Origin of the sequence: Pseudodesulfovibrio senegalensis (genome assembly GCF_008830225.1) — a bacterium.
In the GTDB taxonomy this organism is placed as follows: Bacteria; Desulfobacterota; Desulfovibrionia; order Desulfovibrionales; family Desulfovibrionaceae; genus Pseudodesulfovibrio; species Pseudodesulfovibrio senegalensis.
Genome location: NZ_WAIE01000006.1, coordinates 104,587 through 118,370, shown reverse-complemented (window position 1 = coordinate 118,370; position 13,784 = coordinate 104,587). Strand labels below are relative to the sequence as shown.

The 13,784-nt window shown below is 60.5% G+C and carries 13 protein-coding genes; 3 read left to right on the top strand and 10 right to left on the bottom strand.

The annotated features are described in order from the left end of the window. Positions 1 to 113 precede the first annotated feature (113 nt). The 5 genes from F8A88_RS13025 to larC all read right to left on the bottom strand — a co-directional run bounded on the left by F8A88_RS13025 (position 114) and on the right by larC (position 4,374). Positions 114 to 1,022, bottom strand: a complete 909-nt coding sequence (locus F8A88_RS13025; protein ID WP_241667453.1) for a M48 family metalloprotease — start codon at positions 1,020 to 1,022, stop codon at positions 114 to 116. Continuing rightward, positions 1,009 to 1,527 carry an SH3 domain-containing protein gene (locus F8A88_RS13020; protein ID WP_161598418.1) on the bottom strand — a complete coding sequence of 173 codons (519 nt, stop codon included), beginning with the start codon at positions 1,525 to 1,527 and terminating at the stop codon, positions 1,009 to 1,011. Before F8A88_RS13020 ends, F8A88_RS13025 begins: the two co-directional genes overlap by 14 nt. 110 nt (positions 1,528 to 1,637) lie before the next feature. Then, positions 1,638 to 2,867, bottom strand: a complete 1,230-nt coding sequence (locus F8A88_RS13015) for an ABC transporter permease (RefSeq protein ID WP_151151606.1) — start codon at positions 2,865 to 2,867, stop codon at positions 1,638 to 1,640. A 60-nt stretch (positions 2,868 to 2,927) separates the two neighbouring features. Then, the gene (locus F8A88_RS13010) at positions 2,928 to 3,593 is read right to left on the bottom strand and encodes a DUF3431 domain-containing protein (protein ID WP_151151605.1); all 666 of its coding nucleotides are present in this window, start codon (positions 3,591 to 3,593) and stop codon (positions 2,928 to 2,930) included. Next, on the bottom strand, positions 3,583 to 4,374 hold the full coding sequence (gene larC, locus F8A88_RS13005; protein WP_151151604.1) for a nickel pincer cofactor biosynthesis protein LarC: 792 nt from the start codon (positions 4,372 to 4,374) through the stop codon (positions 3,583 to 3,585). Before larC ends, F8A88_RS13010 begins: the two co-directional genes overlap by 11 nt. Before the next feature lie 297 nt (positions 4,375 to 4,671). Here larC and thiC point away from each other — a divergent pair, with 297 nt between their 5' ends. Beyond that, positions 4,672 to 5,976 carry a phosphomethylpyrimidine synthase ThiC gene (gene thiC, locus F8A88_RS13000; RefSeq protein ID WP_151151603.1) on the top strand — a complete coding sequence of 435 codons (1,305 nt, stop codon included), beginning with the start codon at positions 4,672 to 4,674 and terminating at the stop codon, positions 5,974 to 5,976. A gap of 216 nt (positions 5,977 to 6,192) precedes the next feature. On the opposite strand, the gene larB is transcribed toward thiC, so the two are convergent. The 5 genes from larB to F8A88_RS12975 all read right to left on the bottom strand — a co-directional run bounded on the left by larB (position 6,193) and on the right by F8A88_RS12975 (position 11,348). Further along, a complete protein-coding gene (larB, locus tag F8A88_RS12995) occupies positions 6,193 to 6,939 on the bottom strand; it encodes a nickel pincer cofactor biosynthesis protein LarB (RefSeq protein ID WP_151151602.1) in 747 nt (248 codons plus the stop codon). Then, complete coding sequence (larE, locus tag F8A88_RS12990; protein WP_151151601.1) at positions 6,932 to 7,711, bottom strand: ATP-dependent sacrificial sulfur transferase LarE; 780 nt, start codon at positions 7,709 to 7,711, stop codon at positions 6,932 to 6,934. The genes larB and larE overlap by 8 nt, the downstream gene beginning before the upstream one ends. 30 nt (positions 7,712 to 7,741) lie before the next feature. Beyond that, positions 7,742 to 9,163 carry an MATE family efflux transporter gene (locus F8A88_RS12985; protein ID WP_241667452.1) on the bottom strand — a complete coding sequence of 474 codons (1,422 nt, stop codon included), beginning with the start codon at positions 9,161 to 9,163 and terminating at the stop codon, positions 7,742 to 7,744. A 315-nt stretch (positions 9,164 to 9,478) separates the two neighbouring features. Further along, a complete protein-coding gene (locus tag F8A88_RS12980; RefSeq protein WP_241667451.1) occupies positions 9,479 to 10,465 on the bottom strand; it encodes a glycosyltransferase family 2 protein in 987 nt (328 codons plus the stop codon). 28 nt (positions 10,466 to 10,493) lie between these two features. Beyond that, a complete protein-coding gene (locus F8A88_RS12975) occupies positions 10,494 to 11,348 on the bottom strand; it encodes a ChbG/HpnK family deacetylase (RefSeq protein WP_151151600.1) in 855 nt (284 codons plus the stop codon). Positions 11,349 to 11,468: 120 nt separating this feature from the next. Here F8A88_RS12975 and F8A88_RS12970 point away from each other — a divergent pair, with 120 nt between their 5' ends. Together F8A88_RS12970 and F8A88_RS12965 are read left to right on the top strand one after the other, a co-directional pair. After that, positions 11,469 to 11,951, top strand: a complete 483-nt coding sequence (locus F8A88_RS12970) for a MarR family winged helix-turn-helix transcriptional regulator (RefSeq protein WP_151151599.1) — start codon at positions 11,469 to 11,471, stop codon at positions 11,949 to 11,951. 58 nt (positions 11,952 to 12,009) lie between these two features. Beyond that, positions 12,010 to 13,626, top strand: coding sequence for an ArnT family glycosyltransferase (locus F8A88_RS12965; RefSeq protein WP_151151598.1), 1,617 nt, complete (start codon positions 12,010 to 12,012; stop codon positions 13,624 to 13,626). The last annotated feature ends 158 nt before the right edge of the window (positions 13,627 to 13,784 follow it).

Genomic DNA, 13,784 nt, shown 5'->3' with positions numbered 1-13,784 from the left:
GAGAAACAGCTTGAGCGCAAGACGAAAAAAAGACCAAACCCGACGCGTACCTTCCTGTACGCGAGGGGTTGGTCTTTTTGCATCAACGAAGCAAACAGGCCTTTATCAACAGCCTAGACGCGCTTCTGGTACCATTGCAAACGCCCTGTGTGCTGGCGCATCTGCTTGTAGTCGGAAAAGTCCCGCAAATGCGCCTGACAGTTGGCAATGCGCTTGGCCAGGGGCGGATGCGTGGAATACCATGATCCCTTCATGATGGCGCCCTTCTCCTCGCTGCGCAGGATTTGCAGGGTTTCGATCATGCCGTTGGGCCCGTAGCCGGTGCGATATGCCGTATCCATGCCGCCCAGATCAGCGGCATACTCCATCTTGTATGACAACCCCGTGTCAAACAGCGTGGTCTGCAGATCGCCGATCATGGCCTGGAACTGCCGCCCCTTTTCCCCTTCCATGGCGGACGAGGTGATGGTGCCCACGCCCTTGAGGAACTGGGCCTGCTGTATGGACTTGATGGCGTCCTTGTGGGCCACGTGCGCGATCTCGTGCGCCAGCACGCAGGCCAGTTGCGCCTCGGTCTTCAGACTGGTGAACAGCCCGGACGAAAGAAAGATGATGCCGCCCGGACAGGAAAACGCGTTCTTGACGTCGTTTTTGACCACCACGAAACGGTACGGGATGTCCGGGCGCATGGAGTCGCGCGCCAGCGAAACGCCCAACAGGTTCACGAACCGCTGCACGTGCTCGTCTTCCACGGGCATGCCGTAGCGCTTGAAGCCTTCCAGCGCGAGACTTTCGCCGATGGTCTTTTCCGACTCGTAATCCAACCCCTGCGAAGCGCGCAGGATGGTACCCAGGCCCTGAAACAGCTTGCGGGTGTCAAAACCCTTTTTTTCCTGGTCCTTTTTCACGGCCTCGGCCGCCAGCACCGGTCCGGCCGCCACCGCGGTTCCGGCCACGGCCAGAAGTCCGGCCAACACCTGACGCCGCGAGCGCGGCACGATCATGCTCTTATTGCTGTGCATATTCACCCACCTTGCCGCGCTTGAGAAATTCCTCAACATCCTGACGAGTTATGGAACGATCCAAAACCGTGTCCAGCGCCCTGCGATACTCCTGCGGCGTTCTGGTGCTGTTTGCATATTGTTCGGTCTGCGGATTCAGGCCGCGCACTGCCCGGTCCGTGGTGGCGCGGTCTGCGCGGACATCGCTGGACATGTCGCCGAACAGCGCGGTGTTGTTGGAGGTGGTCTTTTTGGGCTGTGCCCCGGTAATGCGGCCACGGTAGACCCACCCGGACTTTCCTGCGTTGTTGCGCACCCTGTACCAACGACCGCTGCGCTCCAGCACGGCCAGACGCTCGTGCAGCCTGAGTTGGGCGGTCACCTGCGCCGATGCGGTCGGCTCTTTCTTGAGGGTGGCGCCCTGCGATGCCACCCAGACATACTTCGCGGCCCACGCGGCCCCGGCCAGCAAAGCCAGCAGAAGCACGGCCGTACATACGGTTTTGACGACAGGCGATTTCACCATCAGGCCTCCTGTTTCGAGTCGTTTCATGAAAATATACGCGAGGCGCGCGGGAATGCAACGTGCAAAAAAAGCCAAAAACAACACAAATCACCCACGCTCGTCCGCCAGGATCACCCCTGGCTCTTGAGCACGTCCAGAATCTCGATATGCGCGGCCTGCCAGGCCGGATAGGCCCCTGCCGCAAGCCCAAGCACGCAGGAACCGGCCATGGTCAGCAACAGGCTTTCGGGCAGGATTATCAAGGGCAGGGAAGCGAACTGGTGCAGGCCCAGAACAAGGACAAGGGTGGCCAATGCGCCGCAGGCGCCGCCCGCCCCGGCCATGAGCCCGGCCTCGAACAGGAACTGGCGCACGATGTCGCTGCGCTTGCCGCCCACGGCCCGGCGCACGCCGATCTCCACCCTTCGCGCACGCACCACCAGAATCATGATGGACAGGATACCCATGCCGCCCACACCGAAGGACACCACGGAAGTGATCACGCCCAGCGTGGACATGAGGTCCAGCGCCTGCTGTTGCAGACGGATGGTATCGCGTGCGGCCAGCAGGCTGAAATCGTCCGCCTGCCCCTTGCCCAGCTTGTGCTGCCGCCGCATGACTCTTCGGGCTGCATCCTCCACAACGGCAATGTCGGCATCCTTGGCCAGCCGCAAAAAAACGCCGTTGATGTAATCCACGTTGGAGGCGCGGCGCATGAAGGTGGTCAGAGGCATGAACACGAACTCGTCCTGATTATCGCCCGCAAGGTCGCGGCCCTTGGGTTCCATGATGCCGATGATCCTAAATGGGGCGCGGTAAATACGCATGATCTTTCCCATGGCCTTTTCCGGCGATCCGAACAGCCGTTCGGCCACGGTGGGACCGAGCACGCAGACCATGGCCCGTTCTTCAAGCTCCCGCTCGGTAAAATAACGGCCCTGCGCCAGGCTCACGCTCCGGACCTCGGGCCATGTGGGCCATGTGCCGTAGACACGGGCGGTCAGGGCGTTGCCCTCGGCCTTGAGCAGATCGTCCGTGCTGGCAAAGGGGGTTCCGGAGAGCACGGAGGGCACGCCGTCCATGACCGCGCGGGCATCCGCCACCCGGAAATTGGCCCGGTTGCCGCGCACGCGCACCCCGCCGCTGCGGCGAAAACGTATCTGCCCGGCCACAACGGCGTACAGGTTGGGTCCGAGCTTTTCTGTTTCCATGACCGCCTTGCGCACCATGATGGCGGAAACGTGCTGCACGCCGGTAAAGGCCAGCGCCCCCAGAAAAACGCCGAGCATGGCCAGCACGGCGCGCACCTTGTGCGCCGAAAGAGAGGAAACAGCCATGCTCAGGTTCAGGGGCAATCGCATCCGCAATATTCTCCAATGGTATCGGTTCAGCGGCGGACGGTTACCGCCGACCCGGGGTTATTATGCGTATGTATCCTTATTCCACAGGGTATTGCCATTAAAAATCAACTGCCAGAGCCGTTCGAAGGCGTGCCCGGTGTTCTCGGCGTCGTGCGGATCGTCTTCAATCAACCGCAAGGCGTGTTCGTACATGGCCCTGGGCCGGGTGCGGACACGAGCCGCAGACACGCAAAACAGTCCGGCCGGAGCACGCGCAACATAGTGCGCCGGCGGTTCCGCATTGAAAAGCTCACGGAAAACACGCTCCACGGGAATGTCCTTGCCCCATCCGGCCCATCGTCCCTCGTTTTCGGGCTTGTTCAGGTCATGTGGGCGGCCCAGCCCGTCGCACTTGAGTTTGAACCAGGCAAAGCCGCGAAACGGTACGCCACGCTCCGCGCACCGAATGATCATGGCCGCAAGGTCCTGCGGTCCCGTGGCCCGGTCCGGGTCCAGATGGTCGAAAGGGTCGCCCTGCACAAAGGCCGTATGCGGCGCAAGCGAATCCCATTCGCGCACGATATGGGTCAGATAGGTATGGGCCTCTCGCCCGATGTTCGGCAGTATCCGTGCATCGGCAACCGGATCCGGTCCCTTGTCGTACACAACGTAATCGAGGCCGGTCTGCTCCAGCCACGCAACGTCCTCATTGTACCGGGCCACCACCACCCGCACGTCACTTCGCATATTCGTCTCCTGCGGCCCGCTCCGTCATGACGGCCGTGTGATCGAGTTCCATGATCATGAACGCGCGCACAAAAGAAGGACTTGCATCACTGGAACGCGTACCACAACCGTATCCAACGCCTTCGACAATGCCGGGCGGCAATGTCGAGAATTCCGGATTCATGCCCTTGAGCAAGGCCAGCCCGGTGGGCGTTGCACGCTCAATGGCCGCGTCCGAACCGAACACGGCCATGCCTTTGGACAATTCCGCGCACGCGGGCGGCGGCACGGGCATGCGGCCGTGGGCGATATCCACGAACCCACTGCCCAGATCCACGGCCGAACACAGGATCCGCGTTGGAGCAAGCGCCGCCATGAGCACTGATACTCCAACGACATCAACCACGGTATCCACGGCTCCGATTTCGTGAAAATGCACCGTGTCCACAGGGATGTCATGCACCGTTGCTTCTGCATGAGCAAGGGTTTGCAACACATGAAGACTCTGTTCACGAACCGGTCCCGGCACGCGGGATTCCGCCAGCATCCGGGTCAGGTCCGCAAGATGCCGCAATGGCTGTTTTGCGGTCTGGAACACTTCCATGCGAAAACAGGATATCCCGGCCACCAACTGCCGGGAATGACGCAGTTCAAAGCCGTCCAAGCCGAGCCTTTCCAGCTCCTGCCGAAGAAAATTCGCCCCGGACGCCACTGGGCGCACCTGTTCCAGAACGTGCGCAAGGGATGCCAGCAGCATATCGCCGCTGACTCCGGTGGTACAGTCCAGAAACAAGGTACTCATGGTTTTCTCCACATCCATCTTCAAACGACCACAACCCTCTCCACATGCGTTTCTGTGCGCATGCCGCCGTGATCAATCGGTGATGAAAGGTCAATGATGATCATGATCCAAGCCAATAACCGATTCTTATCATTCCCTATACCTTCCGCACGGCCTGCGGGCAACCTCAACCCGCCCCCGGCAACGGCCCCGCGCATGATATTCGTTCGGGTCCTTGACATTCCCGCACATCCGGTCAATCGTTTGCCACCCACCATATCCACACAGGATATCCTGTCCCCAGTATGAGGAGATTCAATGAGTTATACCACACAAATGGACGCTGCCCGCAAGGGAATCGTCACCGACCACATGAAACGTGTGGCAGAAAAGGAATCCGTCGGGGTGGAAAGCCTCATGGCGGATATCGCAGCCGGGCAGACCATCATTCCGGCCAACGTGCACCATACCAGCATCGACCCAGAAGGGGTCGGCCGCGGACTGCGCACCAAGGTCAACGTCAACCTCGGCATTTCCAAGGACTGCCAGGACGTTGAAGCCGAAATGGACAAGGTCCGCTCTGCCCTGGCCATGAAAGCCGAAGGCATCATGGACCTGAGCTGCTTCGGCAAGACACAGGAATTCCGGGCACGGCTGGTGCAGGAATCCACGGCCATGATCGGCACGGTTCCCATTTACGACGCCGTGGGCTTTCTGGAAAAAGACCTCAAAGACATCTCGGTGGACGAATTCTTCCGTGTTGTGGAGCAGCACATTGCGGACGGCGTGGACTTTCTGACCATCCACGCGGGCTTGAACCGCAAGACCGCAGAACAGGTCGAAAAAGACGAACGCCTGACCCGCGTTGTTTCGCGCGGCGGCTCCCTGCTTTTTTCGTGGATGAAGCTCAACGATGCGGAAAACCCGTTCTACGAGCACTATGACCGGCTGCTGGAGCTGTGCGAAAAACACGACGTGACCCTGAGCCTCGGCGACGGTTGCCGCCCCGGTTCCATCCACGACGCCACCGACGCCGCCCAGATTCAGGAAACCATCGTGCTGGGCGAGCTGACCAAGCGCGCCTGGGAACGTAACGTACAGGTCATGATCGAAGGCCCGGGGCATATGGCCCTCAACGAGATCGAGGCCAACGTGCTCATCGCCAAAAAACTCTGCCACGGCGCACCCTTCTATGTTCTGGGACCGCTGGTGACGGACGTGGCTCCCGGTTACGACCACATCACCGCCGCCATCGGCGGGGCCATTGCCGCCGGAGCAGGGGCCGACTTCCTGTGCTATGTGACACCGGCCGAACACCTGCGCCTGCCTTCGCTCGACGACATGAAGGAAGGCATCGTGGCCACCCGCATCGCCGCCCACGCCGGCGACATAGCCAAGAACGTTCCCAACGCCCGAGAATGGGACAACGCCATGTCCAAGGCGCGTGCGGACCTCGACTGGCCCAAGCAGTTCGAACTGGCCATGGACCCGGTGCGGCCCATGGAATACCGCGAATCCTCCAAGCCCGAACACGAGGACACCTGCTCCATGTGCGGCAAGATGTGCGCCGTGCGCAACATGAACCGCGTCATGGCCGGGGAAGACCTCAACCTCGACGATTAATACGTGAAAAGTTGAGGGGCGGCTTTTGAAAAAGCCCCCCTCAAACCTCACTCGCACATTTTTTTGCGCCACGGCCCGCCCTGCTTGAGCAGGGCGGGCCGTGGTTTTGGATGCCGGGTGCAGTGATATGGTGCAAAAGCGGCAAGCATCCGCAAAAAAGGTGTAGCGAAACAGCGGAGACCGGAAACACATACGCTGCCCGCCAGGGGCAAAAAACTATTCCCGGCTCGCCCCCCGCACAATGCGCGCGGCAAAGGCCGCAGCCCCGAACCCGTTGTCGATATTGACCACGGCCACACCCGGCGCGCAGGCATTGAGCATGGAAAGCAGCGGGGCCAACCCGTCGAAGGCCGCGCCATAGCCCACGCTGGTGGGAACCGCCACCACGGGCACAGCAGACAGGCCACCCAGCACCGAAGCCATGGCGCCGTCCATGCCCGCCACGGCGATCACGGCCCCGGCCTGCTCCAGGTCGGCACGCACGTCCAGCAAACGATGCAACCCGGCCACGCCGCAATCATGATACCGCTCCACACGGCATCCCAGAAACGCCGCACAGCGAGCCGCTTCCTCGGCCACAGGCAAATCCGCTGTTCCCGCGCTGATCACGGCCACCGCAGGCTTGCCGTCAATCGTTTCCATGGTGTTCCCGGCCCGCAGCACGGAGGATACCGGATCATATTCGCAGTCCGGCAACAGGGCTTCCACAGCGGCAAACTGGTCGGCGTCCGCACGGGTGCCCAATGCGCGGCCATGATGCGCGTACAGCCCCTGCATGGCGATCGCCACCTGATCAGGGGTCTTGCCCTGGCAAAAGACAACTTCGGGCTGCCCGGTCCGCTCCAGCCGCCCCGTATCCAGCCGACCCACTGCAACCTGCGCGCAGCCGAGGGACACCAAGGCCTTGCGGGCCTGTTCACGGGTCAATTCCCCCTGCGCGAACCTGTCCAGAATATCATCCATCCCAGTGCTCCCACGGCGCAAAACGCACCCGTTCATACCCGTACCGTGCGGCAAGGGCGTGAACATCCGAACGCAGGAAATCATCGATTCCCCCGTTATGCGGCGCATGACGCGCGGTTATCATCAGCTCATCAACCAGCAGGCGCACATGGCGCAATCCCTTGGCCAGCAATAATTCCTCGATGGTTTCAACCATGATCAACGGCACGGCGCGCAGATCCGTGCCCGTGGCAATGCGCGTTGCCCGGCAACTGTCCGACGGCCTGTCATGCGTGCTCACGCCGAGCAGGCGCGCCTCCCGGCACACGGCCTCCTTGACCAGACAAGCCCGGGCCAGCGGCGAGACCACGCCATGTTCAGCGGCTGCACGCATGCCCGGCCGTTGCGGGTCGTCATCTGCCGTGGTTCCGTCCATGATTACGGCCCGGTCGCCGAAACAACGGCGCATGGCGCTGAACATGGCGCGCTTGCACCAGTAGCAGCGATCCGGCCCGTTGGCGCGTATTCCCTCGTCATCCAGCAGTGACACAGGCAAACAGACGTGCTCGATCCCGGCCTCGGCGGCAACCACCCGGGCGGCGTTTGCATCGCGCGCAAATCCCAATTCGCTGGTTATGGTCACGGCCGACACAGGAACGGATGCGCCGCCGAGTTGGCGCCCAGCCACGGCCGCAAGCAGGGAGCTGTCCACCCCGCCGGAAAGCGCGATCACTACGTGCTCACCCGCCCCGGCCAGACCGCGCAGGCATGATTCCAACCGTTGCAACGCCATGGACTCAGGGTACTGAAAGCCAGGCAGGCGTCAAGCCGAGCCGGTTTTGACGACATCCGCGGAGTCGATGACCCGCAGCCTCTTCCAGACCCCGGTCCTGAATCTCCAAACGAAAAGGCCGGACAGGACCATGACATACAGCAGCAGGCACAACCACGGTCCGTGTATATTCATGTCCGTAAAATTGTAGAGCAGGATCAGGGGAACGACCATGACCCCGAGGGACGAGCAACCGATGCCCCACATGATGAAGCGCGTGTCTCCCGCGCCCTTGAGCCCCCCCATGTATACGATGGCCAACGCGTCCATGAGCGTGAACAGAGCCACATAACGCATGAGCACCACGCCCAGCGCAAGAATGGGTGCGAACTCGGCGTCGCTCATGCCGTTGGCGCGGAACAGGCCCAGCAGGAACTCCGGAGCCAGCACGAATACCAGCCCCATGCCGCCCATGTACAGCAACACCAGATGCAGCACGCTCTTGAGTGCATATTCGGCCCGGCGCAGGTTGTTGCTGCCCATGGCCTGCCCCACCATGACACTGACGGCGATGGACATGCCGATGGCCGGAAGAAAGGCCAAGGTGTCCACGGAAATGGCCATATTGGATGCGGCCAGCTCCACAAGCGTAAACTTGCCCACCATGACCCCGAAAAACGAAATGGCAAACATGTCCAGAAAGAACTGGATGCCCCCGGGCAGGCCGAAACGCATGAATCGTCCGAACAGGGACCTATCGAACCGCCAGCCGGAGAACACGTTGAACCGTTTGTTGTGGTCTGTTGTAAACACCAGCTTCACCAGCAGCACGAACGTGACCACATAGGCGGCCACCGTTGCCAGCGCGGCGCCGGTGATGCCCATTTCCGGGAATATCCACTTGCCGTTGATCAGCATGTAATCAAGGGGAATGTTCACGGTGGCGGCGATCATGTTCACCACCATGACCGGCTTGGTGATCCCCCGGCCCGAATAAAAGCAGGACAGGGCCACGCCCACCAGTCCGAAACCGCTGCCCATGGCCACGGTCCTGAAATAGGCGGTTTCCATTTCGCGCAGGGCCGGATCATGGCCCACCAAGGCGAAAATATCGCCGCAAACCATGCCGAGCACGGCAAGAATGATGGTGGCCGGGATGCAGAAGTAGACCCCCTGCCACATGGCCGCGCCAACGCGGTCCGTGCGGCCTGCCCCCGTGTACTGGGCAACGAATACGCTCACGTACTCGATTGTTCCCAGAAAGAAGGAATAGAAAAGAAAATAGGCTATGCTGGCCGGAAAGGCCGCGGCAATGGCATCCACGGAATAGCGGCCCAGAAAGACCCTGTCCGTGAACATCATCACTGTGGTCGAAGCCATGCTGACCACCAGCGGCATGCCGATGTTCAGGGCTTCCCGGTAGCCGCCCCGGGCTTTCCAGCGGTTGTGCAGTCGATGCATGATCCTGTTCATTATCGTATTATCCTGAAATGTATTTTTGTTTTGCCGTGTATCTGCATATCCGTATCTCTTTCCGACACGGTCTGCCTGTCCGAATTTGCCATGAAAAAAAGGCGGTCCCCGGAAGGACCGCCCCTGAAATACCGCATTGTGCCCGAATCAGCGCACAAGCCTCACCACAGGACGGTCCACTCCCCCGGATCGGGAAAGATCCACGGAGTTGATTGCAGCGTTGGTTGAACCGATCATAAATGCTTCCTTGGTGTTGGCTGTTCGCCGACTTTCTATCGGATGACTTGTACGCCGGGGTCAGAGGGTTGGCAAGTCCTAATTTTGACCGTTGCCGTTCGGCCGTTCGGTCCTGCCGTTCTTCAGGATGTCGCGCACCACATAGGGCCGCGTGTTCATGACCGAATCCATCGTGTCGCCCAGAGCCTCCAGTATGAACCCGGTGGACATGAACCCCAGCGAGGCCAGATAAAAGAGTATGGCTCCGAAGAACGGAGGACGGTTGCCCATGTGTTCGCCAAAAAACACTTTTTCGAAAAGCACCCAGGCCATGAGCAGCGAGGCCGCCAGAAACAGGGCCAGGGCAATGCGGCCGAACAGGTACACGGGCCGCTGCTTGAACGAATTCTGGAACCACAGGGTCACGATGTCGAAAAGCACGTCCACGGAACGGCCGATGCCGTAATGGCTGCTGCCCGCGAACCGGGGCGGGGCCGAGGTGGGCACTTCCGTTACCCGGCCGCCCATACGGTAGACCAGCGCCGGGATGATGCGGTGATGGCCTTCGCGCAGGTGCAGGCTGCGGGCCAGTTCGCCGTCCAGACAGGAAAGCCCGCCCATGTCGTGCACCTCGCACTTGCTGGCCTTGCGGATCATCCAGTTGGCCACGCGGCTCGGTACAAGCCGCAGCCATTTGGATTCGCTGCGCTTCTGTCGCATGCCGGAAACAAGGTCATACCCGCCGTCCTTTTTCATGGCCTCCACCAGCGAGGGCACTTCCTCGGGCTTGTGCTGCAGGTCGCCGTCCATGATGACCACATAGCGGCCGCGGCTCTGCTGGATGCCCGCATAGATGGCCGTGCACTGGCCGCGGTTGCGCGAAAGATTGACGCCCACAAGGTTGGGATCCCCTTCGGAAAGCTCGCGCATGAGCCGGGGGGTGCGGTCCGTGGACCCGTCGTTGACCAGTATGATCTCGTGGGAGTAGCCCGCACCGGTCAGCGTGGTGCTGATCCGGCGATGAAATTCCTCGATGCACAATTCCTCGTTGTGCATGGGCGTCACAACGCTGACTTCAATATCCATGTATATTGTTCCTCATGATTTTGTCTGCTCATTTTCGCGGCTCGATATCGCCATAGCTGACGATCTCGGCTCCCAGTTCGCGGAACACTCCGGCCCAATCCGGGCTGCACAGGGCATCGTATTCATCCTGCCACTGGGCGTCCACGCGCATGGGCCCGAATTCTGCGGGCAGCGGGCCGTCCCCTGCCTTGGGAAGTCCCGGATGACAACAGATTTCCACCACCGCGTCCGGGCGGTTCAGTTCATGACGGGTCGTATACTCCAGAAAGGCCTGCGGCAACAAGTCCCTGCCCTGATCCGCAATGCCCCAAAGCGAATCCGGCCAGTCCACGCCCTTGGGCCGCCGCTGCAGCAGGGAACACAGGCTCAGGAACTTGACCCGCACCCCGCCCTTGTCCAGACGGGTGAATTCCGAGCACTCGCGCGGCCTGCGCACCCAGCGGATGTTGTGGCGCGCGGCCAGCTTGCCCACGGCGTGCATGATGGTGGGCCATGCGTGGATATGCTTTTCGCTGTCGAAATGGGTCAACTCGATGCCCAAATCCCGCAGCCGCCCGATCTGGGCATCCAATTCGGCCTCCACCTGCGCATGGTCGATGCGTCCGGTCACATACCGGGCGAACAGCGCCGTGTAATCGCCAAGAAACAATCCGTCTTCCCCGACCAGCGAAGTGACCCTGTCCGCGGGAAGCACAGGCCGCCCCCGCAGCAGGTTCAAATGCGCGCCAAGGCCCACGCCCTGCATCTTCGCGGCCTGCTCCACGTCCGGACCGTTGGCCAGCACCGTGGTGGAGCTGACCATGCCCCGGGCATGCAGATCCTGCACGGCGCGGCGCACGGCCGGGTGCAGCCCGGAATCGTCTACATTGATGACCACATTCATGCGCGCAACCTACCTCTTCCTTTTCCCGGCGTAAACCTCTGCATCCATTCCCCCGTTGACCGGAAACACATAGCCTGCTATCCATCTTCATATAGCACGCTATTTAAATGAGGTTTTCCCATGCCGTTTCAAGTGGATGAATATATTTTTGACCATCTTGCCGCTCTTGAGCGCATGGTTGGTCGCGCACTGCGTTCCCGGCTGGATCCTTATGATGTCCGCCCCGGCCAGATACCCGTGTTGCGCGCCCTGCAGCCCACTCGTACCTTGAGCCAGAAAGAGCTTTTGAACACCGTCCCCGTGGAACAACCCACGCTGGCAAACACATTGCGGCGCATGTCACGAGACGGCCTGATTTCGTCCCGGCGCAGGCAGGACGACCGGCGCACCGTGCTGTATGCGCTCACGGAAAAAGGATTGCAGGCGCACGGGGTGGCCAGTGCGGCGCAGGAGGATCTTCGCCGCGTGTGTGAACACGGGCTGACCCGCAACGACCTTCGTTACTTTCGAAAAATCCTTTCGCAGATGACACAACATATAGAAAAAGATCTCAATGAACCGGCCCTGTTCCTTGCAGACGTGGTGGATACGCCGCGCAGTTGACTGCACCTGCTGGACAGGCCGGGCGGGTTCGGCTAACTAGACCACGTCCGGAGAAACAATGAGAAAAATACGCTCTTCCCTGAATACGCACCCCGGCCTGTGGGCCCTGGCGCTGGTCGCAATCCCTTTTCTGCTGCGCGTGGTCTTCGTGGCCTCGGGCCAACTCAATCTCGTGCAGGACGAAGCCCAGTACTGGGATTGGACCCGGCACCTGCAACTGACCTACTATTCCAAAGGTCCGCTCATCGCCCTGATCATCAGCTTCTGGACCAACCTGCTGGGCAACACCGAACTGGGCGTCCGCTTCGGTGCCATCGTTGGCATGGCCCTGACCCAGGCCATGCTCTACCTGTTTCTGGCGCGTTCATGGAAGCGGCCGGACATCGGCCTGTGGACGCTGGTGATTATGAACACCATGCCCCTGTTCATGGGGCTGGGCGTGCTCATGACCACGGACAACAGTTTCGTATTCTGCTGGACCGGTGCGGTGTTCAGCCTCTATCTGGGCAGTCGGCCGGCCAACAACATTCCCGAATCCATGACCACGGCCCGCGCCATACCGTTTGTTTTCGTGGCCCTGTTCCTGGGCGTGGGCATCCTCGCCAAATACACCATGCTGGGTTTCGTGGGCCTTTCCGTGATCTACGGCGCCGGTCTGGCCTACAAACGTCTGCTGCCGCAACGCTTCTGGCGCTATCTTGCCATTTCGCTGGCCGCCGGCCTGTTCATCGGCTTTCTGCCCACCCTCATCTGGAACTTCCAGAACGATTTCGTGGGCTACAAGCACGTATTGTATCTCATCGGCGTAAGCGGCAAGCAGTCGCACACCCTGATCCGCTTTGACCGCATCCCCGACCATCTTGCCGCCCAGTTCGGCCTGGCCACGCCGTGGTGGATGATCTTCATGCTTGTCGGCGGGGTTTCGGCCATGGTCAAATACTGCAACAACGTGCTGGTCAACCCCTTTGAAGACAGGCCGCGCATGGATCAGCGCCAAGCCCTGCTTTTATCCGTGTTCTTCTGGCCCGTGTGGGGTTTTTTCCTGCTCTGGAGTCTACACGCCAAGATCATGCCCAACTGGACCACGGTGAGTTACGTGACGGGCACTGTGCTGGCGGCCTACGCCTTCAGCGGCTTCGTGCGCACTGCCCGACGCAGGGGACGCATGGTGGTCGTTACCGTGCTGGCGCTTTCGGCCTTTGTTTTCGTGCTGGTGCAAACCGCGCACCTGCTGCCCATTCCTGCCAAATACAACATTACCAACAGGCTCAAGGGCTGGGACCAGCTTGGCCAGACCGTGGAAAAACTGCGCACCACCGAATTCAAGGACCCGGACAAGGTCTTTGTCTTCTCGGAGCTGTACGACCTTACCGCGGCACTGGCCTTCTATGTTCCGGGCCAGCCGAGAACCTATTGCGCATGGGTGCATGACCGTCGCATGAACCAGTATGACCTCTGGGACGGTCCGAACAAGGACAAGATCGGCTGGGACGCCATCCTTGTGCGCAAGCACTATGATCCCCATCCCTATCAGGACCTCATTGACATGTTCGATTCGGTGAGCAGGCCCATCCGCCTGCAAACCACCTATCACGGACATCCCGCACGGGAATTCACCCTTTTCATCTGCCGTGGCTACAACGGCAAATGGCCCTCAAAAGCCGGTTCGTTCTAAAACTTTTTTTACAACGAACCACAAGAAAACAATCCCTACTGCAATAACCCCTTGCCACTGCAGGGGGTTAGACATTGTCTAGACTTTGTGGTGCAACGTTGTACTTTGTTGACATTTATTGACAGACTATGACAATAATTGCCGCGTATACGAAAATA

What these genes read in the sequence shown, in the direction of transcription:
- F8A88_RS13010 (WP_151151605.1), bottom strand. Translation starts at nt 3,593, where the DNA reads ATGCGAAGTGACGTGCGGGTGGTGGTGGCCCGGTACAATGAGGACGTT.
- larC (WP_151151604.1), bottom strand. Translation starts at nt 4,374, where the DNA reads ATGAGTACCTTGTTTCTGGACTGTACCACCGGAGTCAGCGGCGATATG.
- larE (WP_151151601.1), bottom strand. Translation starts at nt 7,711, where the DNA reads ATGGCGTTGCAACGGTTGGAATCATGCCTGCGCGGTCTGGCCGGGGCG.
- thiC (WP_151151603.1), top strand. Translation starts at nt 4,672, where the DNA reads ATGAGTTATACCACACAAATGGACGCTGCCCGCAAGGGAATCGTCACC.
- F8A88_RS13020 (WP_161598418.1), bottom strand. Translation starts at nt 1,527, where the DNA reads ATGGTGAAATCGCCTGTCGTCAAAACCGTATGTACGGCCGTGCTTCTG.
- F8A88_RS12975 (WP_151151600.1), bottom strand. Translation starts at nt 11,348, where the DNA reads ATGAATGTGGTCATCAATGTAGACGATTCCGGGCTGCACCCGGCCGTG.
- larB (WP_151151602.1), bottom strand. Translation starts at nt 6,939, where the DNA reads ATGGATGATATTCTGGACAGGTTCGCGCAGGGGGAATTGACCCGTGAA.
- F8A88_RS13015 (WP_151151606.1), bottom strand. Translation starts at nt 2,867, where the DNA reads ATGCGATTGCCCCTGAACCTGAGCATGGCTGTTTCCTCTCTTTCGGCG.
- F8A88_RS12980 (WP_241667451.1), bottom strand. Translation starts at nt 10,465, where the DNA reads ATGGATATTGAAGTCAGCGTTGTGACGCCCATGCACAACGAGGAATTG.
- F8A88_RS13025 (WP_241667453.1), bottom strand. Translation starts at nt 1,022, where the DNA reads ATGCACAGCAATAAGAGCATGATCGTGCCGCGCTCGCGGCGTCAGGTG.
- F8A88_RS12965 (WP_151151598.1), top strand. Translation starts at nt 12,010, where the DNA reads ATGAGAAAAATACGCTCTTCCCTGAATACGCACCCCGGCCTGTGGGCC.
- F8A88_RS12970 (WP_151151599.1), top strand. Translation starts at nt 11,469, where the DNA reads ATGCCGTTTCAAGTGGATGAATATATTTTTGACCATCTTGCCGCTCTT.
- F8A88_RS12985 (WP_241667452.1), bottom strand. Translation starts at nt 9,163, where the DNA reads ATGAACAGGATCATGCATCGACTGCACAACCGCTGGAAAGCCCGGGGC.